The sequence below is a fragment of the Salinicola peritrichatus genome (assembly GCF_003206715.1).
Taxonomy (GTDB): Bacteria; Pseudomonadota; Gammaproteobacteria; order Pseudomonadales; family Halomonadaceae; genus Salinicola; species Salinicola peritrichatus.
The window spans coordinates 1-23225 of sequence record NZ_PZJU01000003.1; the positions used below are offsets into that span (position 1 = coordinate 1).

At 66.2% G+C, this 23225-nt stretch carries 23 protein-coding genes; 20 read left to right on the forward strand and 3 right to left on the reverse strand.

Features of this window, described 5'->3' with window-relative positions; all coding sequences use genetic code 11:
- Positions 1–52 precede the first annotated feature (52 nt).
- The 4 genes from DOM57_RS00740 to DOM57_RS00755 are packed head-to-tail and all read left to right on the forward strand — an operon-like array spanning position 53 to position 3980.
- Positions 53–1405 (forward strand): MFS transporter, encoded by a 1353-nt coding sequence (locus DOM57_RS00740; protein ID WP_110647330.1) that lies wholly within the window; start codon positions 53–55, stop codon positions 1403–1405.
- Between the two features lie 41 nt (positions 1406–1446).
- The gene (locus DOM57_RS00745; RefSeq protein WP_110647331.1) at positions 1447–2148 is read left to right on the forward strand and encodes a CoA transferase subunit A; all 702 of its coding nucleotides are present in this window, start codon (positions 1447–1449) and stop codon (positions 2146–2148) included.
- Between the two features lies 1 nt (position 2149).
- Positions 2150–2797, forward strand: coding sequence for a CoA transferase subunit B (locus DOM57_RS00750; protein WP_110647332.1), 648 nt, complete (start codon positions 2150–2152; stop codon positions 2795–2797).
- A 7-nt stretch (positions 2798–2804) separates the two neighbouring features.
- Complete coding sequence (locus DOM57_RS00755) at positions 2805–3980, forward strand: acetyl-CoA C-acetyltransferase (RefSeq protein ID WP_110647355.1); 1176 nt, start codon at positions 2805–2807, stop codon at positions 3978–3980.
- A gap of 102 nt (positions 3981–4082) precedes the next feature.
- On the opposite strand, the gene DOM57_RS00760 is transcribed toward DOM57_RS00755, so the two are convergent.
- From DOM57_RS00760 to zwf, 3 genes are read right to left on the reverse strand one after another with little or no spacing between them, the layout of a single operon-like run.
- On the reverse strand, positions 4083–4745 hold the full coding sequence (locus DOM57_RS00760; RefSeq protein ID WP_110647333.1) for a bifunctional 4-hydroxy-2-oxoglutarate aldolase/2-dehydro-3-deoxy-phosphogluconate aldolase: 663 nt from the start codon (positions 4743–4745) through the stop codon (positions 4083–4085).
- 59 nt (positions 4746–4804) lie between these two features.
- The gene (pgl, locus tag DOM57_RS00765; RefSeq protein ID WP_110647334.1) at positions 4805–5479 is read right to left on the reverse strand and encodes a 6-phosphogluconolactonase; all 675 of its coding nucleotides are present in this window, start codon (positions 5477–5479) and stop codon (positions 4805–4807) included.
- A complete protein-coding gene (gene zwf / locus DOM57_RS00770; protein WP_110647335.1) occupies positions 5466–6950 on the reverse strand; it encodes a glucose-6-phosphate dehydrogenase in 1485 nt (494 codons plus the stop codon). The genes pgl and zwf overlap by 14 nt, the downstream gene beginning before the upstream one ends.
- Positions 6951–7185: 235 nt before the next feature.
- Between zwf and hexR the strand changes: the two genes are divergently transcribed.
- From hexR to DOM57_RS00850, 16 genes are all read left to right on the forward strand, one after another.
- A complete protein-coding gene (hexR, locus tag DOM57_RS00775; RefSeq protein WP_110647336.1) occupies positions 7186–8046 on the forward strand; it encodes a transcriptional regulator HexR in 861 nt (286 codons plus the stop codon).
- 120 nt (positions 8047–8166) lie between these two features.
- On the forward strand, positions 8167–9018 hold the full coding sequence (locus DOM57_RS00780; RefSeq protein ID WP_110647337.1) for a putative selenate ABC transporter substrate-binding protein: 852 nt from the start codon (positions 8167–8169) through the stop codon (positions 9016–9018).
- Between the two features lie 5 nt (positions 9019–9023).
- Positions 9024–9722 carry an ATP-binding cassette domain-containing protein gene (locus tag DOM57_RS00785; RefSeq protein ID WP_110647338.1) on the forward strand — a complete coding sequence of 233 codons (699 nt, stop codon included), beginning with the start codon at positions 9024–9026 and terminating at the stop codon, positions 9720–9722.
- The gene (locus DOM57_RS00790; protein WP_110647339.1) at positions 9719–11215 is read left to right on the forward strand and encodes a PhnE/PtxC family ABC transporter permease; all 1497 of its coding nucleotides are present in this window, start codon (positions 9719–9721) and stop codon (positions 11213–11215) included. Before DOM57_RS00785 ends, DOM57_RS00790 begins: the two co-directional genes overlap by 4 nt.
- Positions 11216–11580: 365 nt before the next feature.
- Positions 11581–12267 (forward strand): beta-ketoacyl synthase chain length factor, encoded by a 687-nt coding sequence (locus tag DOM57_RS00795; RefSeq protein WP_110647340.1) that lies wholly within the window; start codon positions 11581–11583, stop codon positions 12265–12267.
- A 138-nt stretch (positions 12268–12405) separates the two neighbouring features.
- The gene (locus DOM57_RS00800) at positions 12406–12672 is read left to right on the forward strand and encodes a phosphopantetheine-binding protein (protein WP_110647341.1); all 267 of its coding nucleotides are present in this window, start codon (positions 12406–12408) and stop codon (positions 12670–12672) included.
- A 16-nt stretch (positions 12673–12688) separates the two neighbouring features.
- Positions 12689–13267 carry a COG4648 family protein gene (locus tag DOM57_RS00805; protein WP_239496061.1) on the forward strand — a complete coding sequence of 193 codons (579 nt, stop codon included), beginning with the start codon at positions 12689–12691 and terminating at the stop codon, positions 13265–13267.
- Complete coding sequence (locus DOM57_RS00810) at positions 13257–15044, forward strand: ApeI family dehydratase (protein WP_162619403.1); 1788 nt, start codon at positions 13257–13259, stop codon at positions 15042–15044. Before DOM57_RS00805 ends, DOM57_RS00810 begins: the two co-directional genes overlap by 11 nt.
- On the forward strand, positions 15034–15789 hold the full coding sequence (locus DOM57_RS00815) for a glycosyltransferase family 2 protein (protein WP_110647343.1): 756 nt from the start codon (positions 15034–15036) through the stop codon (positions 15787–15789). Before DOM57_RS00810 ends, DOM57_RS00815 begins: the two co-directional genes overlap by 11 nt.
- The gene (locus DOM57_RS00820; protein WP_110647344.1) at positions 15786–16775 is read left to right on the forward strand and encodes an LpxL/LpxP family acyltransferase; all 990 of its coding nucleotides are present in this window, start codon (positions 15786–15788) and stop codon (positions 16773–16775) included. Before DOM57_RS00815 ends, DOM57_RS00820 begins: the two co-directional genes overlap by 4 nt.
- A gap of 61 nt (positions 16776–16836) precedes the next feature.
- The gene (locus DOM57_RS00825) at positions 16837–17391 is read left to right on the forward strand and encodes a LolA family protein (RefSeq protein ID WP_162619404.1); all 555 of its coding nucleotides are present in this window, start codon (positions 16837–16839) and stop codon (positions 17389–17391) included.
- Entirely contained in the window at positions 17388–19718 is a 2331-nt protein-coding gene (locus DOM57_RS00830) for an MMPL family transporter (RefSeq protein ID WP_110647346.1), read from the forward strand. Before DOM57_RS00825 ends, DOM57_RS00830 begins: the two co-directional genes overlap by 4 nt.
- A complete protein-coding gene (locus tag DOM57_RS00835; protein ID WP_110647347.1) occupies positions 19711–20979 on the forward strand; it encodes an NAD(P)/FAD-dependent oxidoreductase in 1269 nt (422 codons plus the stop codon). Before DOM57_RS00830 ends, DOM57_RS00835 begins: the two co-directional genes overlap by 8 nt.
- The gene (locus tag DOM57_RS00840) at positions 20976–21542 is read left to right on the forward strand and encodes a DUF3261 domain-containing protein (RefSeq protein ID WP_110647348.1); all 567 of its coding nucleotides are present in this window, start codon (positions 20976–20978) and stop codon (positions 21540–21542) included. Before DOM57_RS00835 ends, DOM57_RS00840 begins: the two co-directional genes overlap by 4 nt.
- On the forward strand, positions 21539–22720 hold the full coding sequence (locus tag DOM57_RS00845) for a beta-ketoacyl-ACP synthase (RefSeq protein ID WP_110647349.1): 1182 nt from the start codon (positions 21539–21541) through the stop codon (positions 22718–22720). The genes DOM57_RS00840 and DOM57_RS00845 overlap by 4 nt, the downstream gene beginning before the upstream one ends.
- Entirely contained in the window at positions 22717–23187 is a 471-nt protein-coding gene (locus DOM57_RS00850; RefSeq protein ID WP_110647350.1) for a hotdog family protein, read from the forward strand. The genes DOM57_RS00845 and DOM57_RS00850 overlap by 4 nt, the downstream gene beginning before the upstream one ends.
- The last annotated feature ends 38 nt before the right edge of the window (positions 23188–23225 follow it).

The following is a 23225-nucleotide window of genomic DNA, read 5'->3' on the forward strand; positions in this document are numbered from 1 at the left end:
CTAATTTCAATAATTAATAACGGACCCCCAAACCGGTCCGGGAGGAGCCGTCATGTCTAAAATCCATACTGGAGTAGCTAGGCAGAGCTACTCGCTGCGTCGCATTCACCGTTATTCTTGGGTCTCGCTAGGTGTCTGCTGGCTAATCTGGATTTTGAATGCCTATGATCGCGAGGTGGTATTGCGACTCGGCCCAACTATTTCAGAACACTTCAATCTTTCTCCAGACGACTGGGGTACGATTGCGACTATCATCATGATCTCGCTGGCAGTGCTCGATATTCCAGGCTCGATCTGGAGCGACCGGTATGGTACCGGCTGGAAACGCGCACGTTTCCAAGTACCGCTAGTATTAGGCTATACAGCATTATCCTTTCTATCAGGCATTAAAGCTCTAAGTGGCAGCCTGGTCAGTTTCGTAGCAATGCGTATAGGTGTAAACCTTGGGACCGGCTGGGGCGAGCCAGTAGGGGTCAGCAACACCGCCGAATGGTGGCCTATCGAACGACGCGGCTTTGCGCTTGGCGCCCACCATACAGGCTATCCAATCGGCGCCTTGCTATCAGGCTTGATCGCCAGCTTTGTGCTGTCAACTTTCGGAGACGATAACTGGCGCTACGTTTTTTTCTTTTCCTTCGTTTTTGCTCTGCCGCTAATGTTGTTCTGGGCATGGTACTCGACCGCCGACAAGATCGAGGTGCTATACAAAAACATCGAACATCAAGGCATGACGCCACCAGACACGGTAGCTTCACGCCGGGTCATACAGGGCCAAGGGCTGGCCAGCTTCATGCAAATCCTGCGCAATCGAAACATTTTACTGACGGCAGGAAATACTCTGCTCACGCAGGTGGTGTACATGGGTGTGAATGTCGTGCTACCAGCCTACTTGCATAATATCGGCCATCTGTCTCTGGCTGCGGCTGCCGGCATGAGCATCTTCTTCACTCTGACCGGTATTTTGGGTCAGCTGCTGTGGCCCACCCTGTCGGATATCATAGGTCGCAAGACGACGCTGGTGATATGTGGTATCTGGATGGCCGCCAGCGTAGGCGCCTTCTACTTCGCAACTAACATGGCCACGATGGTCATCGTTCAATTGGTCTTTGGTCTTGTCGCGAATGCTGTATGGCCAATTTACTATGCGGTAGCCTCTGACTCCTCTCCAGCCTCGGCGACCTCGACGGCCAATGGTGTGATTACTACAGCCATGTTCATCGGAGGCGGTCTGTCTCCGATCGTCATGGGTTGGCTCATCTCGCTAGGCGGAGGCTGGGAGAGCCTCCCGGGTTACGTCCTGTGCTTCTTCTTCATGGCCGGCTGCGCATTACTAGGCGTATTTCTGCAATTGTTCACCCGACCACTGGACGTCAAGATGATTCAGGGTGAATCGGCCAGTACCTGATCTAATGCTCCTCAGTTTCACTTACGGATAAGAGTACTGAAATGAACAAGCAATACGCCTCAGCATCAGCTGCGCTCGAAGGCCTGATCGAGGACGGCATGACCCTGGCCGTCGGCGGGTTCGGTCTGTGCGGCATTCCCGAAGCGCTGATCGTCGCCCTGCGCGACACCGGCAAGCGCGAACTGACGGTGGCCAGCAATAATGCCGGGGTCGACGGCTTCGGCCTCGGGCTGCTGCTCGAATCGCGCCAGATCAGGAAGATGCTTTCTTCGTATGTCGGCGAGAACAAGGAGTTCGAACGCCAGTTCCTCTCCGGCGAACTGGAGCTCGAATTCTGTCCGCAAGGCACGCTGGCGGAACGTCTGCGTGCGGGTGGCGCCGGTATCGCCGCCTTCTTCACCAAGACCGGTTACGGCACCAAGATTGCCGAAGGCAAGGAGGTGCGCGAATTCGATGGCGAGCACTACGTGATGGAACGCGGCCTGCCGGTGGACGTCGCCCTGATCAAGGCGAAGGTCGCCGACCGCGCCGGCAACCTGCGTTTCAACAAGACGGCGCGCAACTTCAATCCGCTGGCCGCGATGGCCGGCAAGGTCTGCGTCGCCGAGGTCGAGGAGATCGTCGAGACCGGCGCCATCGATCCGGACGACGTTCACCTGCCGGGGATCTTCGTGCATCGTATCGTGCACAACCCGACGCCCGAGAAGCGCATCGAGAAACGCACACTCAGGGAGGCGAACTGAGATGGCCTGGACGAAAGAACAGATGGCCGAACGCGCCGCCGGTGAACTCCGTGACGGTTTCTACGTCAATCTCGGCATCGGCCAGCCGACACTGGTGGCGAACTACATTCCCGAGGGCATGGACGTCTGGCTGCAGTCCGAGAACGGCCTGCTCGGCATCGGCCCCTTCCCCACCGAGGAAACCGTCGATCCGGACCTGATCAATGCCGGCAAGCAGACCGTCACCGCGCTGCCCGGCTCGAGCTATTTCGACAATGCCGAATCCTTCGCCATGATCCGTGGCGGCCATATCAACCTGGCAATCCTGGGCGCGATGCAGGTCTCCGAGAAAGGCGACCTCGCCAACTGGATGATTCCCGGCAAGATGGTCAAGGGCATGGGCGGCGCCATGGATCTGGTCGCCGGTGTCCAGCGCGTGGTGGTGCTGATGAGCCACACGGCCAAGGGCGAACACAAGATTCTGACCGAATGCACGCTACCGCTGACCGGGGTCGGCGTGGTCGACCGCATCATCACCGACCTCGGCGTGATGGACATCACCGATGCGGGCCTGGCGCTGGTCGAACTGGCGCCCGGGGTCACGCTGGAAGAGATTCGCGAAGCGACCGGCTGCGAACTGCTCGACAAACGGGAGACTTCCCATGCCTGAGAACGCCATGCGGGACGTCGTCATCGTCGCCGCCACCCGCACTGCCATCGGTACGTTTCAGGGCGGACTCTCCACGCTACCCGCGGTAACCCTGGGCGCGACCGTCATTCGACGCGTTTTGGAAGGCATCGACCCCGCCAGCGTCGACGAAGTGATCATGGGCCATGTGCTGCGCGCCGGGCTGGGCCAGAATACCGCGCGCCAGGCCTCGATCGAGGCCGGCCTGCCGGACAGCGTGCCGGCGATGACCGTCGACAAGGTGTGCGGCTCCGGCCTCAAGGCGGTGCAGCTGGCGGCCCAGGCGATCCGCTGCGGTGACGCCGAAGTCGTCGTTGCCGGCGGCATGGAGAGCATGAGCCTGGCGCCCTACGTGCTGCCCAAGGCGCGCACCGGGCTACGCATGGGCCACGCCGAGCTGCTCGACAGCATGATCGTCGACGGCCTATGGGACGCTTTCAACGATTATCACATGGGCATCACGGCGGAGAATCTAGCCGCAAAGTACGCCGTTACCCGCGAGGCCCAGGATGCCTATGCCGCCGAATCCCAGCGACGCGCCTCCACGGCCCGCGCGGAGGGCCGCTTCGACGCCGAGATCACGCCGGTCGAGGTTCCCCAGCGACGCGGCGATCCGATCGTCGTCGATCGCGACGAACAGCCTCGCGAGGGAGTGACGGCGGAGTCGCTGGCCAAACTCAAGCCCGCCTTCCGCAAGGATGGCACGGTGACCGCAGGCAATGCTTCGTCGCTCAATGACGGTGCCGCCGCGTTGCTGGTGATGAGCGCCGAACGCGCCCGGGCACTGGGGCTACCGGCACTGGCGACCATTCGTGCCTATGCCAATGCCGCCGTCGATCCAGCCACCATGGGGATTGGGCCGGTACCGGCCACCCGCCGCTGCCTGGAACGCGCCGGCTGGTCGCTCGATCAGCTCGATCTGGTCGAGGCCAACGAGGCCTTCGCCGCCCAGACCCTGGCGGTGGCCAAGGATCTCGGCTGGGATGCCGCCAAGGTCAACGTCAACGGCGGCGCCATCGCGCTGGGGCATCCGATCGGCGCCTCCGGCGCGCGCGTGCTGGTGACGTTGCTGTACGAGATGCAGCGGCGTGACGCCAAGCGCGGCCTGGCGACGCTATGCATCGGCGGCGGCCAGGGCGTGGCGGCAGCGATCGAACGCGGCTGAAAGTAGCGCCTTACCCGGCAGTCGACGAGCCGGAAATCCGCGCCCCGACCAGGATCGGGGCGCGAAAAGCCGTATTTACGAATAGGGAAGATCGGGGCTATGTCAGCGCGGGTAGCGCTGCGTCGCCTCCCGGGTCAGGCGCGTGATGCCGGCCCAGTCTTGCTGATCGACAAGTGACTTCGGCGCCATCCAGGAACCGCCCACGCACATCACGTTGGGCAGGGCGAGATAGTCGGCGGCGTTGTCGACGGTGACACCACCCGTGGGGCAGAACTGCGCCTCGGGCAGCGGGCCGGCGAAGGACTTGAGCGCCTTGGCGCCGCCGTTGGCCTCGGCCGGGAAGAACTTGAAGCGCTGATAGCCGCGCTCCCAGCCCGTCAGCAGCTCGGATACCGTGGCGATGCCCGGCAGCATCGGCACCGGGCTTGCGAGCCCATGGTCGAACAGCGTCGGCGTGGTGCCGGGGGTGACGACGAAGTCGACACCGATCTCCTCGGAGATCCGGTACTGTTCGAGACTCAGCACGGTACCGGCGCCGATGGTGACGTCCGGCAAGGCATCGCGAATACGCTGCATCGCCTCGACGGCACAGCCGGTGCGCAAGGTGATCTCGAGTACGTTCAGGCCGCCGTCGACCAGCGCCTGAGCCAGCGGCACGGCATGGTCGAGGCGCTCGATGACCAACACCGGAATGATCGCGGTCGAGCGGCAGATCGCGTCCAGGCGCTCGGTATGGGACGCTGGCAATCGTTTGTCGGATGACATGTTTGGCTCCTTGATGTGACGTCCGGATTCAAAAGACTCCAAACATCGTCCAGTATCGTTCACGGTGCCCAGTAAAGGGTCAGCGGACAGGTCAGGAAGGCCCGGATCGGTAGTTCGCGCACGTCGTCGCCAGAGAGCGCCTGGGCCAGCACCGCCTTCTTGGCATCGCCAACCACATGCAGCGCATGTCGGCGAGCCGCATGCAGGCGGCTCGCGCTCAGCGTGATACGCGGCTGAGCCACGCTGGGCGCGCGAACCGCGACGACCGGCTCGTCCGTGCACAGGGCGAGCCCGAGTTCGCCGCTATCGGGAAACAACGACGCGGTATGGCCGTCGTTGCCCATGCCGAGCACCACCAGGCTTGCCGGCCAGGGCAGTCGTGCGATCCGCTCGCCCACCTCCGCCGCGCCCTGCTCCGGTGTCTCTTCGTCGCAGGTCAGCGGATGGAAGGTCGCCGCGGCCGCGGGACCGACCAGCAGCGCCTCGCGCACCAGACGGGCATTGCTGTCGGCATGATCCTGCGCCACCCAGCGTTCGTCGGCCAGGGTGACATCGACCCGCGACCACTCGACCCTCTGGCTGGCCAGATGGCGGAAGAACGGCAGCGGCGTCGAACCGCCGGACACCACCAGCAGCGCCCGCGGCTGCGTCTCGAGGTCCGTCGCCAGGGCGTGGGCGGTGGCCTCCGCCAACTGCGCGGCGACCTGCTCGCGCCCGGCCTCAGTAGTCTTCATACCAGGAACGACCGTCTTGGGTAATCATGGCGATCGACGCCACCGGCCCCCAGGAACCTGCCGGATACCGGCGCGGCGGGATATCGCGCATCTCCCAGCCGGCGATCAGATGATCGACCCACTTCCAGGCGTACTCCACCTCATCGCGGCGCACGAACAGGTACTGCTGGCCCTTCATGACCTCGAGCAGCAGGCGTTCGTAGGCATCCGGAATCCGTGCCTTGGGGAAGGCATGGTTGAAGTCGAGGTGCAACGGACCGGGGCGCAGACGCATGCCCTTGTCGAGCCCGCCATCCTTGGTCAGCACCTGTAGCGCGATTCCCTCCTCCGGCTGCAACCGGATCACCAGCTTGTTGGCGGCCAGATTGCGCTGGTCGGGATCGAAGATGTAGTGCGGCTGCTGGCGGAAATGAATCACGATCTGCGACAGCTTCTCGGGCATGCGCTTGCCGGTCCGCAGATAGAAAGGCACCCCCGCCCAGCGCCAGTTGGCCACTTCGAGGCGCATGGCGACGAAGGTCTCGGTGGTACTGGAGGTATTGGCGTCCGGCTCTTCGAGATAACCCGGTACGTTCTCGCCTGCGATCGAGCCGGCCACGTACTGGCCGCGCACGACATGGCGGTTCAGGTCGTCGCCTTCCAGCGGCTTGAGCGCCTTGAGCACCTTGACCTTTTCGTCGCGGATGGCGTCGGCATCGAGATTGGCCGGCGGGTCCATGGCGATCATGGTCAAGAGCTGCAGCAGATGGTTCTGGACCATGTCGCGCAGCTGGCCGGCCTTGTCGAAATAGCCCCAGCGCCCTTCGATACCGACCTGCTCGGCCACGGTGATCTCGACGTGGGAGATCTGGCTCTGGTTCCACTGGTTGCCGAACAACGGGTTGGCGAAACGCAGCGCAATCAGGTTCTGGACCGTCTCCTTGCCCAGATAGTGGTCCATGCGATAGATACGGGACTCGGGGAAGACGGCACCGATGGCGTCGTTGATCTCGTGGGAGGACTGGAGATCGTAGCCAATCGGCTTCTCGACCACCACGCGCGACTCGGCATCCAGACTGCCGCTCTGCTTCAGGTTGGCGCAGATCGCACCGTAGATGCTGGCCGGCACGGCGAGGTAGATCGTCAACGGACAGGTCGGGTCCGGGCTCTTGGCATGCCACTCCCGGATGTGTTCATAGCCGTCGACGGTATCGAAATCGAGCTGGCAGTAGTCGAGCCTGTCGAGGAAGCGATCGAGACAGGCCTGTTCGAGCTCATTGCCTTTGATGCGCTTCTTGAGCATCGCCAGCACCGTTTTACGGAAGCTGGCGGCGTCGTGCTCACGTCGCGCCAGACCCAGAATGCGGGTCTCGGGGCCGAGCAGGCCATCCCGATCGAGATGATAAAGCGCCGGGTAGAGCTTGCGTAACGCCAGGTCACCCAGCGCACCGAACAGAGCCAAATCCACATTGGGCGTTGCCTCTCGAGTCATTGCCTCCCTCCGACAGCGTGGTTAATTTACGCATAAAATACGCTATTGGCGCCCAATTGGACACGCGACTTCGTAACTGAATTACCGTACCGGCACCAGTATACCGCCATGGGCGTCGTCCTCCCTAGCCAACCCATACGGCTGCGACTTGGCGCCACCGGCAGCGCAGGCTAGGATGCAGGGTTTGTGTGACGATTCAACCGCCCTTTACGCCGCCAGGAGATGTTCCGCAAGCATGGCAATCCACGATCTCATCGCCCGCATTCGTGCGCGAGTCGACGAGCTGAATCGCTCGGAACGCAAGGTCGCCGACGTCATTCTGCGCGACCCCAACGCGGCGATTGGGATGAGCATAGCCACTCTGGCACAAGCTGCCACGGTGAGCGAACCCACCGTCAACCGTTTCTGCCGCAACTTCGATACCAAGGGTTACCCGGACTTCAAGATTCAGCTGGCCCAGAGCCTGGCCGGCGGCACGCCCTACGTCAGCCGCAGCGTCGAGAGCGACGACGATGCCGCCGCCTATACCGACAAGATCATCGGTGCCACCATCGCCGCGCTCGACGAGGCTCGCCGCACGGTCGATCCCAAGCGCATCGAGCGCATCGTCGACCATCTCTCCCAGGCGCGCCAGATCAGTTTCTTCGCCCTCGGCGCCTCGGCACCGGCGGCGTTCGATGCGCAGAACAAGTTCTTCCGCTTCAATCTGCCGGTCACGGCCTACAACGATGTACTGATGCAGCGCATGACCGCCGCCGCCGCGCATACCGGCGATGTCATCGTGGCGATCTCCTATACCGGACGTACCCGCGACCTGGTCGAGGTCGCCCAGATCGCCCGCGACAGCGGCGCTCTGGTGATCGGCATCACCCGGGAGGGCTCGCCGCTGGCCGAGGTGTGTACCGACATCCTGCCGATAGATCTGCCCGAGGACACCGAGGTCTACATGCCGATGACCTCGCGCATCATCCACATGGCGCTGATCGACGTGCTGGCCACCGGCGTGACGCTGCGCCGCGGCGAGTCCTTTCTGCCTCATCTAAAGAAGATCAAGGAGAGCCTGCGGCCGACCAAGTTTCCGCCGTCGGACGCTTGAACCTCCGCGCCCGGCACCAGGCCGGGCCGCCGACGCTCGCGGGCCGCGACGTCCGACTTAACACCCATGCCGGAGTCGGATTATCATCAAGTCCTCACATGTGCTCATCGAGGTTCTCCCATGCGCTGGCTGCTTGCCCTGGTTCTGATGCTCTGCGGCTCCGCCGCTGTCGCCGATACCTTCCGCTTCACCGCCATTCCCGACGAAGACCAGTCGCGGCTGGTGGAGCGCTTTTCCAAGGTCGCCGACTACCTCTCCGACCGGCTCGGGGTCGATGTCGAATATGTTCCGGTGACCTCCTACGGCGCCGCCGTCACCGCCTTCCGCAACGATCAGGTCCAGTTGGCCTGGTTCGGCGGTCTCTCCGGCGTCCAGGCGCGCCAATTGGTGCCCGGTTCGCAGGCGATCGCGCAAGGCAAGGAAGACGCCGCGTTCGTGAGCTATTTCATTGCCAATACCGCCACCGGTATCGAACCGGAGCAGGACGAACTGCCGGCGTCGGTACGTGGCCACTCCTTCACCTTCGGCGCCAAGACCTCGACCTCGGGGCGGCTGATGCCCGAGCATTTCATCCGCCAGCGTTTCGATTCGGCACCGGAAGCGGTGTTTTCGCGGGTCGGTTTCTCCGGCGACCATACCCGCACCATCGCACTGGTCGAATCCGGCACCTACGATATCGGTGCGGTCAACTTCACCGTGTGGCAGGCGGCGGTCGAGGATGGTCGCGTGGATACCGACAAGGTCGAGGTGATCTGGAAATCGCCGAGCTATCCCGATTACCAGTGGACGCTGCGCGGCGATGCCGACGAACGCTATGGCGAGGGCTTCACTCACAAGGTCCAGCAGGCGCTGCTCGACATGACCGATCCCGAACTGCTGCAAAGCTTCCCCCGTTCCGGCTTCATTCCGGCCAGCAACGACGACTACGGCCCGATCGAGTCCGTCGGCAAGTCCATCGGCCTGCTGCGCTGAGCCGCATGTCGCTACTGACTTTCGATAGCGTCGACCTGGGCCATGGCGCCCAGGTCGTGCTGCCGGCGCTGTCGCTGACGCTGGAAGCCGGCCAGCACGTGGCGCTGCTCGGCCAGAGCGGCGCCGGCAAGTCGACCCTGCTCGGCGAGATCCGGCGGCGACTGGAACCCCGCGCCGCCTGGTGTCCGCAAGGGCATGGGCTGGTGCCGTTGCTGTCGGTCTATCACAACGTCTACATGGGACGCCTCGCGCACTATTCGGCGCTGGCCAACCTGCGCAATCTGCTCAAGCCACGACGCGCCGACTGGCAAGCGATCGAGGCACTGTGCGATGAGCTCGGGCTCGAGGGACTGATCCGGCGCCCGGTGGAGCGGCTTTCCGGCGGCCAGCGCCAACGCGTCGCCATCGCCCGCGCACTCCATCAGCAGCGCGGGATATTCCTCGGCGACGAACCCTTCGCCAGCGTCGACCCGCACCAGGCGCTGCGACTGCTCGAACGGATCCAGGCCCGCTATGCCACCAGCATCGTCGCCCTGCATCAGCACCGCCTGGCGCTGAGTCACTTCGACCGGATCATCGGGCTGCACGATGGTCGCCTGGTGCTGGATGCGGCAGCCGGCGAACTGACCCTGGCGCGCCTGGACGCGCTCTATCCGGATGCCGCGGGGCGCTCGGACGGCAGCGTGGTGAACATCCCGACATGAGCGCGGCACCCGGCTGGCTGCGAGGCGACAGCCCCGGCCTCACCCTGACCCGGCGTTCCCTGGCGCTGATCCTGCTCTGCCTGCTGCTGTTGCCGCTGGCCGACCTGCGTATCGTGACGGCGGACCCGTGGGCGGAACTCGCGCGTATGGCACTGGGTTTCGTCCGCCCCAGCTTCCTCTCGCTGGAAAACCCGCTCCATGCCATCGCGCTGACCGTCAGCGTCGCGTTGTGGGGGACCTTCATCGGTGCGCTGCTGGGTTTTCCGCTGGCGCTGATCTTTCATCGCTCACGGCTGGTGCGCGCCTTCTGCGCCTTCGTCCGCGCCATTCATGAACTGTTCTGGGCGCTGCTGTTTTTGCAGGTGTTCGGCCTGTCGGCGGTCACCGCCCTGGCCGCGCTGGCGATTCCCTACGCCGGCATCTTCGCCAAGGTGTATGCCGAGATCCTCGAACTGACGCCACGCGCCCCCGCCGCCGCCCTGCCCGCCGGCGTCGACCGCCTGTCACGTTTCCTCTATGCCGAGCTGCCGCTGGTATGGGACCGGCTGGCCAGCTACACCCGCTATCGCTTCGAGTGCGCCATGCGCGCGAGCGTGCTGCTCGGCTTCGTCGGCCTGCCGACACTGGGGTTCTATCTCGAGAGCGCCTTTCGCGAGGGGCGTTTCGGCGAGGCCGGCGCGCTGTTGTGGATCTTCTATGGCCTGATCGCCACGCTCCACTGGTGGGGGCATCGTCGGCTATTGCCCTGGCTGCTGATCGCCGCCTTGTTCTGGCTCGGCCCTTGGCCCGACGTCGATGGTGGATTGCTGTGGCGTTTCGTCAGCCATGATCTATGGCCGGCGCCACTGCTGGCGGGAGATCTGGCCGGGATGGGCCCATGGCTGGCTGCGATTCCCGACCTGCTGCCGGCGATCGGCAACACGCTGCTGCTGGCGTTGATGGGCACCGTGGGCAGCCTACTGTTGGCGTTGCTGCTGTGGCCGCTGGCCAGCCGCCACTTCGGCCGGCCCTGGCAGCGCGCCGGGGGCAAGTTGCTGCTGATCGTGCTGCGTTCGACCCCGGAGTTGATGCTCGCCTTCATCTTCCTGCTGATGCTGGGGCCGTCGATGCTGCCGGCCTGGCTGGCGCTGGCGCTGCACAATGGCGCCCTGATCGCTTTTCTCGTCGCGCGTCACGCCGATGGCCTCACCACCGGCATGGCGGGGCTCCCCGCTTCCGGACGCTATGCCTACGAATTGTTGCCGCGACTCTACCCCAACCTGCTGGCGCTGCTGTGCTACCGCGCCGAGGTGATCCTGCGCGAAACCGCGCTGCTCGGCATGCTGGGCGTCGCGACGCTGGGGTTCTATATCGATTCGAGCTTCGAGTATTTGATGTTCGATGTCGCTTTTTTCCTGCTGCTGATTACCGCCGCGCTCAATATCGCGGTCGACGCGATCTCCCGCCGTTTCCGGCCTCGCGAGGTGCCGCTCGACGATCCGTGCAGCCGCTGACACCGCCACAGATCGGCCGAGAAGTACAATTCAACGCCCCTTCACCGCTCCCCCCTTCACCTCGCCGCCATCTTGTTCGCGCCGGCTTGGCAAGCGCTCCGCTCGCCAGTAGGCTTGGCGGGGCAGATGCGGTCCATCGATTACGCTATCTGTCGATCGTGCGACCGAACCGGGCCGCCGCCGCGATTTCGCTCTGTCGTTGCGGTTCGGTCCGGTTTTTAGCGACTCGAGCGGTGCGTGTCGACGCTCTCGATACTACGCCCTACCATTGGCTAGCATGCGAATGCATAAAGCTTGCACCGAGCGATTGCCTAATTCCGTTATTATGCGTAAACCTTGGCAACATGAATCGTCGATACCGCGCAATGACGGATCTCTACCTTCAGGATTGGCGGGGCTGGACACCACACCGCGACGCAGGCAACGAGGCGCGGCTGGACACCCGCGACAAACCGGCCGGGGCCGCCATTCCATCGCTGTTGCGGCGCCGGCTCAATCTGATTGGCCGCGCGGTATGCGACATGCTGCTGGATCTCGATCCCGCCGCCGATCACGTCGTGCTGCACGCCTCGCGTCATGGCGACGGCGATCGTACGCTGGAAATGCTCTACGCCCTCAATGCAGGCGATCCGCTGTCGCCCGCCCGTTTCGGGCTGTCGGTACACAACGCGATCGTCGGCGTCTACTCCATCGCCAGCGGTAACCGACGCAGCCAACAGGCCGTGGCCGCCAGCGGCGGAGAGTGGGCAGCGCTGGTGGCGGAAGCACGCGGCTATCTCGCCGATGGCGAATCGCGCGTACTGATGGTATTCGGCGACCAGCCCGTGCCCGAGCGCTTCGCCGAGTATGCGCCCGCGACGCCCTCCGCCGCCGTGGTGCTGCAACTGGGTAGCGAACGCAAGCCGGGCGCGCGACGCCTGGAGGAAAGCCCGGCCGACGTCGACACGCCGGCGCCGCAGCCATTGGATGTCATCGATTGGTTGATGGCGGGCGACCAGGCTCTCGCCTGCCCGATGGCGCGACGTCGCTGGCAACTGGTTGGCGAGCCGTGAGGCCCAGCGGAATCCTGTGGTGCACACCGGGACGTTCCCGGTGCAACCTCCGAAGGCCGGCATGGAGCCGGCAAGACGCGCGATCGAGAAGCTCGCGCGCGATATGGCCATAACGACTGTGACAAGGATAGTGAAACCATGACCACGGCAGCGCTGGAAAACGAACTCAAACAGACGATCATCGAGACCCTGGAACTCGAGGATGTCACGCCCGAGGACATCGATCCCGACGAGCCGCTGTTCGTCGAGGGGCTGGGACTCGACTCGATCGATGCGCTGGAACTTGGCCTGGCACTGCAGAAGCGCTACGGCATCACCCTGGAGTCCGATGCCGAGTCGTCGCGCCAGCACTTCGCCAATCTGAAAAGCCTGGCGGCCCTGGTCGAATCGCGCCGGGAGAAATGACACCGGCGGTGCCATCGTGATCAGCAAACTTCCCACCAATGGCGGCCACCGCCTGCTATGGCTCGTGCTAGGAGCTGCCGGGCTCCTATGGCCGCTGGTCGTGCACGCACTGCTGCCGCGCTACGGCGCCTGGCCGCTGTTGGCGGCGATCGCCGTCGTGGCCTGGTGGCGGCTGCCACGCGCCCACCGCCGCTGGGGCTGGTGCCTGCTTCCGATCGCGATCGGATTGATGCTGACAGGCAGCGCCGAACTCGGCCTGCGGTTGTGGCCCGTCGCCATCAATCTCACGCTGCTGCTGGTATTCGCCCAGAGCCTGCGCCATCCGCCGCCCCTGGCCGAGCGGCTCGCCCGCCGCCGGGAGCCGGACCTGCCGCCCCACGCGGTGCGCTATACGCGCAAGGTAACTCAGGCCTGGTGCGTGTTTTTCACGCTCAACGGCAGCATCGCACTGGCCACCGCGCTGTATGCCGATATCGACCTCTGGGCCTGGTACAACGGCGGTATCGCCTACGTCCTGATGCTGGCGATGTTCGCCGGCGAATGGTGCATCCGTCAGCGCGTCAAACGCCATGCCGAGGAGCGCCATGTATCGTAAGTTGATCGAGCGACCGTGGCGCGCACGCCCACCATCCGCGCCTTTCGCCTGGAGACCGCCCGGCCGGAGTACCCGGCCGGACTGGATTCGCGTCGAAGACTGGCATCAGCGTATCGGCGCCTGGCAGGCACTGCTCGAGCAACATGCGGCCATGACCACGACCTGGCTGCTGTTCGAGCCCGATCCGCTGGAGTTCAGCGCCGCCCTGGTGGCGATCTGGGAGCGCGGCGACAGCGTTCTGCTGCCGGCGGACAACCAGCCCGAGACCGTCGGAACCCTGCGCCGCGCAGGCGTCGCCCTGGGCCAGGTTCCGGGGGCCGCGAGTGCCGGCGCGGGACGCCCGCCGCGGTGGTTGTCGCAGCCCCTGCCCGAGATCGCGCTGTCGCTGTATACCTCGGGCTCCACCGGCGAGCCCCAGCGACTGGACAAGAGCTTCGCCCAGCTCGATGCCGAACTCGCGACGCAAGCGTCGTTGTGGCCTTTCGAGGGGCGCGTGGTCATCAGCCAGGTCAGCCACCAGCATATCTACGGCCTGCTGTTCGCCATCCTGCGCCCGTTGTGCGAAGGCGCGCCGATCGCGGCCACCACCTGCCGCTACCCGGAAACCCTGTTGGCCTGGCTGGCGTGCTGCCGGGACGATGCGCGGCAGGCGGTACTGGTGAGTGCGCCGCCGGCGCTGTCGCGGCTTCCCGAGACCCTCGACTGGCAGTCGGTGCACCCGGCGCTGGCGCGCATCTACAGCTCCGGCGCCCCGCTCTCCAGGGCGGCCAGCGATCTGGCCCTGGCGTGCCTCGGTACGCCGGTGCACGAGGTCTACGGCAGTTCGGAGACCGGCGGCATCGCCTGGCGTATTCAGCAACGGGGCGAGGCCTGGACACCTTTCCCCGGCATCGAAGTCCGCAACGACGACGAACAGCGCCTGTGGCTGCGCTCGCCGCACCTGGCCATGCCCGAGACCTGGCAGCGCCAAGCCGACCGGATCCGCTTCGCAGGCGATGGGTTCGTGCTGCTGGGGCGTGCCGACCGTATCGTCAAGATCGGCGGCAAGCGGATTTCGCTGACGGCCGTGGACCGCGCCCTGAATGCGCTGCCCAGAGTGGAACGCGCCCAGGCGCTGCCGCTTCAGCGCCGCGATCTGCGGTTGGCGGCGGTCATCCAGTTGAGCGAGACGGCACTGCCCCGGGACCATGCCGCGCGTCGCGATGCCGTGCGACGCCTGCGCCAGCAACTGGCTGCCCGCTTCGAAACCCCGGCACTGCCGCGCTACTGGCGCTTCGTCGACCACTGGCCGACCAATGCCCAAGGCAAGCTGAGCGCCGACGTCCGCCAGCGCCTGTTCCAGGATCTGGACGACCGCCGCGCGCCGCGCTGGCTGGGCGAACGCCCGGTGGACGGCGGCTGGTGCATCACGCTGGAAGTGCCCGAACAGTCGGCTTACGTCGACGGCCACTTCGACGCGCAGCCGGTGCTGCCCGGCGTCACCCTGGTGCACTGGGCGATGCAGCTGGCTCGCCGGCTGTTCTCGCTGGAGGCTCACTTCGCCGGCCTGGAGCGGCTACGTTTCCCGCTGCCCCTGCTGCCCGGCGATCGCTTCGAGATGACGCTTGTCCATACCCCTGCCCATCGCCGCGACGCTGCCCGCCAGACCTCGCGACACGACAGCCCGCGAAGCGAGGACCCGCGGAAAGAGAGTCTGCAGCTCCACTGCGACAGCCGCCGTGGTCGTCACGTCAGCGGACGCATCGCCCTGACCGAGGAGAACGCCGATGTCGAGTGATCCCCCGGCACGGATCGGCGTGCTGGTGCCGGTCTACAACCACGCCGAAGCCATCACGCGGACCCTGGCGCGGCTGCAGCGCCTGGGGCTGCCGGTCATCCTGGTCGACGACGGCAGCGACCTGGCCTGCGCCGCCGTGCTGGATGGGCTCGCCCGCCAGGATGGGGTCGAACTGGTGCGGCTGCCGCGCAACCGCGGCAAGGGCGCCGCGGTACGGGCCGGGCTCAAACGCGCCGCCGAGTTGGAGCTGACCCATGCACTGCAGGTGGACGCCGACGGCCAGCATGAAGTCGACGATCTGCCGCCCTTCGTCACGGGATTGAAGGCCGACGACGAAACGCTGCGAATCGGCTATCCACGCTTCGACGACAGCGTGCCCAGGCACCGCTACTATTCCCGTTACATCACCCATGCGCTGGTCTGGCTGGCCACGCTGTCGTTCGCCCTGCGCGACACCATGTGCGGGGTCAAGCTCTATCCGGTGGCGGCGGTCAACCGCCTGGTCGCCCGCCACCCCTGCGGCGATCGCATGGAGTTCGACAGCGAGCTGCCGGTACGCTGGTACTGGCAGGGCGGTCGCGTCGAAAACCTGCCGGTACGCGTGCACTACCCGCTCGACGGGGTTTCCCACTACGCCCTATGGCGCGACAACCTGCTACTCGCTAGCATGCATCTGCGCCTGTTGATCGGCATGTTCAAACGTCTGCCCATCCTCGTGGGCCGCCGCCAGGAAACGCTCTCATGACGCCGGCAAACAGCAACCCCCATCACTGGTCGAGAATTCGCGAAACCGGCAGCGCCGCGGGCATTCGCACCATGGTCTGGATCCGACGCCGCCTCGGTCGGCTGCCGTTCCAGTTCATGCTGACGCTGGTGATCGTCTATTACTACATCGCCCACGGTCTCCACCGCCGCGCCTCGCACACCTATCTGAAACGCCTGTGGCGCTACCGCCACGGCCACGAGCCGCGCCATCTGACCTGGCTCAGCCTGCGCCACTTCCGCAGCTTCGGACAGAGCCTGATGGACAAGATCGATGCCTGGAGCGGCATCCCGCCGCGGCTGCATTTCAGCAATGGTTCGCACCAGCGCTTCGTGGATGCCGTCGCCAGCGGTCGCGGCGGCCTGATGTTCGTCTCCCATGTCGGCAACATGGAAATCTGTACCGCGATGAGCGACATGCTCGAGGATTTTCGCGCCACCCTGCTGATGCATACCCACAACGCCCGTCAGTTCGACGCGGTGCTGGCGCGCTCGGCCCACCGCGACAACCCGCCGGAGATCATCGAAGTCAGCGAGATCACGCCATCGACGGCGATGCGCCTGGGCAGCCGCATCGCCGAGGGCGGCTTCGTGGTGATCGCCGCCGACCGGGTGCCGATCAGCGACAGTGGCCGCGCCCGAACGCTCTCCTTCCTGGGGCATCCTGCGCGCTTTCCGGAAGGGCCCTTCTGGCTCGCCAGCCTGCTGCGTTGCCCGGTGTATACCATCGGCTGCTTCCGCGAGAAGGATGGCTACCGCGTCGACTTCGACCCTTTCGACGACACCAGCGAGTTGAGCCGGCACCGGCGCGAGGCCTGGATCGCGGATGCCATGCAGCGCTATGTCGCCTGGCTCACCCGGCAGTGCGAATCGACGCCGCTGCAGTGGTTCAACTTCTTCCCGTTCTGGCTCGATTGCGACGACACCCATCCGCGAGAATCCCAAGAGAGCGAACGCCCAGCCGCCTGATTGCGGACGATCCGGCCGGTTTTGCGCAAGAGACGATTTTGTCACAACAGGGAATGTCGATATGCCGCTTCGCACGCTTCTGGCGAGCCTCCTGCTCTGGCTGCCGCTCGCCGCTCACGCCTTCGACCTCGACGACCTGCACCGCCAGCTCGCCGCCACGCCCTCGCTGACCGGCCGCTTCGAGCAGCAGCGCCAGTTGGCGGATCTCGACAGTTCGCTGACGAGCCGGGGAAAGTTCCGTTTCGAGCGTGGCGAACGGGTGGTCTGGCAACTGGAATCCCCGGTGGAGGAGCGCATCGAGCTGACCCCGGAGGCCATCGTCAACGGCAGCGGCGATGCGTCGCCTCCCGGCGGCGAGCAGGTCGCGCAGCTCTTCCTGCAACTGCTGGAGGGCGACTGGCAGGCGCTGGAGTCGCGCTTCGAGCTGGCGCTCGATGGAGACCGGGATGCCTGGCAGGTGGCGTTGACGCCGAAGGAGCCGGCCCTGCGTGAACGCATCGAGAACATCACCCTCGATGGCGGTCGCTATATCGATCACCTCGACATGCACACACCGACGGGCGATCGTCTCGAGGTCCGCCTGTTCGACCAGCAGCCGCTCGCCGACGCCCCATGAATGTCCGGAGTCAGCAGGCGCTCGGCTGGGCCTGGCTGGGTATCCTGGCGCTCTGCGCCGTATGGCTGGGCTGGATGCTGCGCCACGGTCTGCCCGCCGACACCGACCTGACCGCGCTGCTGCCGGCCGACCGCCAGGCCCCGCTGGTCGAACGCGCCGACCGGCAACTCGGCCGTGGCTTCGAGAATCGCTTTCTGCTGCTGTTGCGTGCCGATGATCGCGTTGCCGCCACCAGAGCGCTGGGCAAGGCGCTCGAGCAACTGGTCGAAGACGACCGACTGGCCAGCGTCGATTGGCGCGAGCTCGACCTCGCCGACGCCGACCCGCATGACTGGATGGGTCAGTGGCGCTATCGCCTGCTGACGCCGGAATGGCAGCGCGCGATCGACCGCGATGGCGGCGAGGCGCTGGTCGAGCCGGCATTGCGGGCGCTGTTTTCGCCCACCGCCCGGCCCGATCCGGTCGCCGATCCGTTCGGCCTGCTGGATGCCTGGCTGGCGTACCAGCCGCACAGTCCGATCGGTGCCGCCGACGGCCTGTTGACCGTGAAAGCCGAAGGGCACGACTGGAGCGTGTTGATCGGCGAACTCGCGGGCTCGCCCTACGACCTGCCGCTGCAGCGGGCGCTGCATGCGACCCTGGAACGCTTCCAACAGGCGCATCCGGATGCCGAACTGGTGCGCTCGGGCCTGGTGTTCCACGCCGCCGCCGGGGCCCGCCAGGCGCGTCACGAGATGTCGACCATCGGCGCCGCTTCGCTGCTCGGCGTGGTAGTGATCATCGGTTTCGTGTTCCGTTCGCCGCGCGTACTGCTGCAACTGATGGTGCCACTGCTGGCCGGGTCACTGTTCGCGCTGGCGCTGACCCTGGGGCTGTTCGGCCGGCTCCATCTGCTGACGCTGGCGTTCGGCGCCAGCCTGATCGGCATCGCCATCGACTACGTCCTGCACCTGCAGTGCGATCGCGTCATTCATGGCCGGGGGTTCCGTCTGCGCCGGCTATTGCCGAGCCTGACCCTGGGCCTGATCTCCAGCGTGATCGCCTACGCCGCCCAGGCGCTGACGCCGATGCCGGGCCTGCGCCAGATGGCGGCGTTCGCCGCCTTCGGCCTGGTCGGCGCCTGGCTGACCGTGGTGTTGTGGCTGCCGCGCCTCAGGCTCCATGCCAGCCCCTTCACCGCCCGTCTCGCCGAACGCTGGTGGCGGCTGTGCCAGCCGCGCTGGCGACTCCATCCCGTGGTCGCACTGATCGCCGCCGGCGTGCTGATCGCCATCTGCGCGGCCCGGTTGACCAGCGACGACAGCCTCGAACTGCTCAATCCATCCCCGGCCGAACTGATGCACGACGAGCAGCGCGCCCAGCAACTGCTGCATCGCGATACCGGCAATCGCTACTTTCTGGTCCAGGCCGACGACACTCAGGCGCTGCTTGCACGGCTGGGGCGGATCGATGCCGCGCTCGACCGGGCCATCGCCGGGGGCCTCGAGATCGACTATCAATCGCTGGCGCGCTCGGTGCCGACGGCGGCCGAGCAGGACGCCAATCTCGAACGCGTGCGGCGGCTCTATGGCAGCCCCCTGGAGACTCTGATCCAGCGCGCCGGCTTGCCGGCCGAGGTCGCCGATGCGGCGCGTGCCCGGCTGGATCGCGCGCCACGGCTGACGCTGGCGGATTGGCTGAAGACGCCGCTGGGCGGCCTGCAACAGCGGCTGTGGCTGGGCGATACCGGTGCCTTTCAGCCCAACCATGACGGCGTCGCCGCCACCATCGTGCTGGAAGGCACGCGCGACGCCCGGACGACCGCACGGCTGCGGGCCATCGCGGATGGCGAACCGCGGGTGGAATTCGTCGATCGGGTCTCGCGCATCGGCCAATTGCTCGGCGAATTGCGCCGCCACACCGCGCTCTGGGTCGTGCTGGCGATGGTGGTGATGAGCCTGGTGTTGATCTGGCGCTACCGCAGCCAGGCCTGGCGCGTGATCGTCCCGCCGTTCGGCGCCACGCTGATCGTGCTCGCGCTGTTCGCGTTGACCGGCGTGCCGCTCAACATCTTCAACCAGTTGGGCCTGCTGCTGGTATTGGGAATCGGCCTGGACGCCGGTATCTTCAACGTGGAATATGCCAGGCAGTCGTCGGCCTGGCTGGCGATCACACTGTCGACGCTGACCAGCCTGCTGGCGTTCGGCATGTTGGCCTTCAGTGCCACGCCGGCACTGCACTATCTGGGGCTGACCTGCCTGATCGGGCTGGCCAGCGTGTGGGGTCTGGTTCCCTGGGTACGCCCCGCGGGGCCTCTCGCCGGACGCAAGGAGAGCGCGCATGTCTGAAGCCGATTTCGAGATCATCGTTATCGGTGCCGGCCCCGCCGGCGCCACCGCGGCGGCCAGCCTGGCCCGGCGCGGCCGGCGCGTGCACGTGCTCGAACGCGGCCACTTTCCGCGCTTCTCGATCGGCGAGAGTCTTCTGCCCCAGTGCATGAGCCATCTCGAGGAGGCCGGCCTGCTCGAGACGGTGATGGCCGCCGATTACCAGCCCAAGAATGGCGCCGCCTTCACCCGCCGCGGACAAGAGACGGCGATCGATTTCCGCGACAAGTCCACGCCAGGCTGGGGCACCACGTTCCAGGTCGCGCGGGCCGATTTCGATCAGCGCCTGATCGAGGCTGCCCAGGCCCAGGGCGCGACGGTCGAGTTCGGCGCCAGCGTCGAGGCCTTTCATGCCGATGGCGAACGTCCGTGCGTGGAAGTTCGCGACGAGAACGGCGAAACGCGCACGCTGCGCGCCGGTTTCGTGCTCGACGCCAGCGGCTACGGCCGCGTGCTGGCGCGCCTCGAAGATCTCGAGCGCGACGCCCGGCAAGAACCACGCGCGGCGCTTTTCACCCACGTCGAGGAGCGCATCGAAGACCCCATGCACGACCGCGACAAGATCCTGATCGGCGTGCATCCCGAGGATGGCGGTATCTGGTACTGGCTGATTCCGTTTCGCGATCACCGCGCCTCGGTCGGTGTGGTCGGCGACATCGACAAACTCGCCGCCGGCGGTACTACCCTGGAGGCGCGCTGGCGGGCGCTGATCGACGCCGAGCCCCGCTTTCGCCGGTTGCTCGCGGGCTGCCGCGCCATCCGGCCGGTCAGCGAACTGCGCGGCTACTCGGCGGACGTCGAGCGCCTGCACGGTCCAGGCTACGCGCTGCTGGGCAATGCCGGCGAATTCCTCGACCCGGTATTCTCCTCCGGCGTGACCATCGCCCTGCGCTCGGCGAGCCTGGCCGCGCCGCTGGTCGAACGCCAGCTCGCCGGAGACGCGGTCGACTGGGAAGCCGAGTTCGAAATTCCGCTGCGCGCGGGGATCGACACCTTCCGCGCCTTCGTCGACGCCTGGTACGACGAGCGCCTGCAGACGATCATCTTCCATGCCGACGCGCCGCCCGAGATCAAGGCGCGGATCAGCGCGATCCTGGCCGGCTACGCCTGGGATCGCAGCAATCCCTTCGCCAGCGCCTCGCGCAAGCATATCGATACCCTCGCCACGCTCTGTCGTCTGCACGGCGAAAAGCGCGCCGCCGCCTCGGGGAGCGATCCATGAGCGCCATCGTAGCGAGACTCGCGCTGTTGTGCCTGGCGCTCGCGCTGGCGGCCTGCAGCCTGTCACCACCGGTGTCGCCCGCACCGCCGCTGACCGCCGCGACCACCCACGATACGCTGTCGAGCCGTCTCACCTTGCAGCCGGACGACGGTGAAGCACGCACGCTGATCGCGTTCATCCGCATCACGCCCGAGCAGTTGCGGGCGGTGCTGGTCTCACCCTACGGCCAGCGCCTGACCACGCTGGTGCGCGACGCCGACGGCGCGCGCTTCGAGGCCGGAGACGCACCGGGCGAGCCAACGTTGCCGATGCCGCCAGAGTGGCTGGCCTCGCGCCTGGAGTGGAGCCTGTGGCCGCTGGCTGCATTGCAGCGCGCCTTCGCCGACAGCGCCTGGGACGTCGCCGAAACCGATGCCTCCCGCGAGATCCGCTATCATGGCCGACTCGTTGCGCGGATCACACCGGCACCGGACCGCCAGCGCCCCCGCGAGCTGACCCTCGACGACCGCCAGGGCGGCTATCGCCTGACCATCACGCCCCTACAGGAGAACGGCGACGCATGAACACCCCTTTCGACTGCCGCCTCTCCCGCCCCGGCGTGGTCTGTTCGCTCGGCGACGAGTTGGAAACCGTCGCCCGGGCGCTGTTCGCCGGCGAGCGAAGCTTGAGCGTCAGCGACGCCTTTACCCCCGGCCGGCCGCTGCCACTGGGCCGGGTGACCTGCGAACTGCCCGACGACAGCGCCTGGCCAAAGGGCCAGCGCAGTCGCAACAACCGCCTGCTCGCCCTGGCGCTGGAACGCCTGGGAGAGTCGCTCGACGCCCTGCTGACGCGGGTGCCGGCCGAGCGCATCGGGGTGGTGATCGGCACCAGCACGTCGGGCATCGGCGAGACCGAACTGGCCCTGGCCGAGAGCGGCCGCGACGGCCCCCTGCCCGAGAGTTTCGCCTACTCGCGCCAGGAACTGGGCGCGCCGGCCCGCTTCGTCGCCGAGCGGCTCGGCCTGCGGGGACCGTGCTATGCGCTGTCGACCGCCTGCAGTTCCAGCGCTCGCGCCCTGGCCAGCGCCCGCCGCCTGCTCAGAAGCGGCCAGTGCGATGCGGTGATCGCCGGCGGTGCCGACAGCCTGTGCCGACTCACCGTCAATGGGTTCGCCAGCCTCGACGCGGTCAGCGAAGAACCCTGCCAGCCGTTTTCGCGCCGGCGCAGCGGTATCAATCTGGGCGAGGCGGCGACCCTGTTCATCGTCACCCCGGAAGCCGGCGGCATCCAGTTGGCGGGCGTTGGCGAAAGCGTCGATGCCCACCATATCTCGGCGCCGCGCCCGGACGGCAGCGGCGCGGTCGAGGCGATGCATCAGGCGCTGGCGATGGCCGGTCTTCAGCCCGACGAGGTCGACTATCTCAATCTTCATGGCACCGGCACGCCGCTCAACGACCGAATGGAGGCCGCCGCCATCACATCGCTGTTTGGCTCGCCGCCGGCATGCAGCTCGACCAAGGCGCTGACCGGGCATACCCTGGGCGCCGCCGGCGCGCTGGAAGCCGCCTTCTGCTGGCTGACGCTGCGGTACGGCCGACTGCCACGTCACGTCTACGATGGCGAATACGATCCCGAAATCCCCGCGCTGCCGTTGGTGACCTCGGACGCCAAGCCGGCCCGCGCGCCACGCTGCGCGCTGAGCAATAGCTTCGCCTTCGGCGGCAACAACGCCAGCCTGTTGCTGAGCCTGAACGCATGACGACTTCCAGCGTATCCCAACGCACGTCGGCACTGCCCTGCCCCATCGCAGCACTGATTCCGCATGCGCGCGGCATGTGTCTGCTACGCACGTTGGTGGCAGCCGACGATCGCGGTGCCATTGCCGAAACCGTGACGCGGCGCGACGATCTGTTCGCCGAGGCGGCGGGAATCCCGGCCTGGATCGGCATCGAGTGGCTCGCCCAGACCGTCGCCGCCTGGGCCGGTTACCAGGCCAGCGCGCGTGGCGAAGCGCCCGCTCCCGGTCTGCTGCTCGGCAGTCGGCGCTATCGCAGCCATCTGCCGCACTGGCCATTCGACCGCACGGTGAGAGTCATCGCCAGCATCGACTTCGTCGCCGACAATGGCGTCACCCAGGTCAATGGCGAACTGCGCTGGGCCGACGGCTCGAAACCGCTGGCCGAGGGCAGCCTGACGCTCTATCGCCCCGACTCGCTGCCCATATAGCCCCTGATGCTTTCGCGCGGCTTCGGGCGCGTATATCG